Here is a 1,512-nt window from a genome sequence, read left to right as displayed (position 1 = left end):
CCGGCGGGTCCGGCGACGCCCGGCCGGGACGCGGAGCCCTTGCGCGCCTTCGCCCCCGTCGACGGCCCGGCGAGCTCGCTGAGCGCGGCGCGCGCCTGCGAGATCCGGATCGCCTCCATCGTCATGTCGTGACGCATCTCCGAGCGGCTCCAGGCGCGCTCGGCGAGCTCCCACATCGTCGTCAGATGCACCGGGTTGGTCCCGGTGACCTCGGCCAGGGCCACGATCGCGCCCTTGGGTGCGAGCAGCCGGCCGTTGAGATACCGCTCCCAGGACGTCTTGCTGTAGCCCGTGCGGTCCGATACGGACGCGACGCTCAGGCCACTGCGGTCCACGACCCGCCTGAGCTGGCTCGTGAACTCCCTGATCTGCGGATCGAGCTCATCCGGCAAGGCCTTCCAACGAGGCATTGCTTCCCCCCTCTTCCCCCCGGTTCGTGCTGTTTCGTTCCTCGCGCATGGTGCCCTTGGCCGAGTCGTCGTTCTGGCTACCCACAGGGATGCCACCAACAAGGATCTCAGTTCCCGGGGTGGGGGCGCACGGGAGCATCAGGGCCGCGGGCGTGCACCGTCGCACGCCCTCTCGCTTGCGGTCCAGTGTCCCACCGCTCGCCCCCTCCACCGAACACAACCCGGCACATGTGCGTGGGACACCCCGGACCGTCCCGAATGTCCACGCTAGCCCCGGCGTCGAACCACTTCCGGGCAAATCCGCGAACTTGTCAATACATCGACACACAGCAACCACATGTACGAACACGTAAAAAACCGCCGTACCGCTCATCCCACGGAACGAAGATCCCGGCTCTGTCCGGGGATTCCGGGGCACGTAGCGGAACGGTCACTTCCGTGCCACAGCGACCGGACAGCCGTTGAACAGGCACTTCACCGTGCAGGAGGGTGGTTCCCGGCGGCGGCCCGTCCTTCCACGGGGGTGAGGACGGGCCGTCGTCCGCCTGTCTTTGTGACCCCGGCTAGCTGCTGACCGTGAAGTGCAGCGTGTCCTTCAGGAACGGAAGCTCCAGCAGCGGGTCCGGCTGCATCATCAGCGCGAGCAGCACGATCGCCGAACCCAGGACGCCGTACGTGACGATGTCGGTGAAGCGGGAGCGCACCGCGAGCATGCCGACGTCCGGCACGAGCCAGCGCAGCACCGCGCCGGCCAGCAGGGCGGCGCCGATCAGCAGCGTGCCCCAGCGGAACACGTCCAGGGCGGTCAGCAGCAGCCCGAGACCGACCGTGAGCAGCACGGCGAGGATCGGCCACTGCCGCGCGGGCGCGGGCGCGTCCCCGGGCGCCGCCCGTCCACCACCCTCGGGCCGCGCGGTGTCCCGCGTGAACAAGGGAAACCGCCGCGTCGTACGCCGCGGCGTCCCCTCGGAGTCGGGCGCACTGACGGGGTCCCGGACGGTGAGCTCGTCATCCGGCGCCTCTCCGCCGGGCGTGCCGCGACCGGGCTGCTCCTCGCCGCGACGGGCCGCGCGGTCGACTTCCGCCTCGCCGCCGGGGGTCG

The 1,512-nt window shown here is 70.4% G+C and carries 2 protein-coding genes; both read right to left on the bottom strand.

Features of this window, described 5'->3' with window-relative positions; genetic code table 11:
• On the bottom strand, positions 1–410 hold a 410-nt coding region (locus N4P33_RS35175; protein WP_260830974.1), incomplete at its 3' end, for a helix-turn-helix transcriptional regulator.
• 563 nt (positions 411–973) lie between these two features.
• Positions 974–1,512: DUF3017 domain-containing protein (locus N4P33_RS35170; protein ID WP_260830973.1), on the bottom strand; the 539-nt coding region annotated here is incomplete at its 5' end.

Origin of the sequence: Streptomyces sp. 15-116A (assembly GCF_025290915.1) — a bacterium.
Taxonomy (GTDB): Bacteria; Actinomycetota; Actinomycetes; order Streptomycetales; family Streptomycetaceae; genus Streptomyces.
The sequence above is the reverse complement of the archived record's forward strand: the minus strand, read 5'-3'. Positions and strand labels throughout refer to the sequence as shown.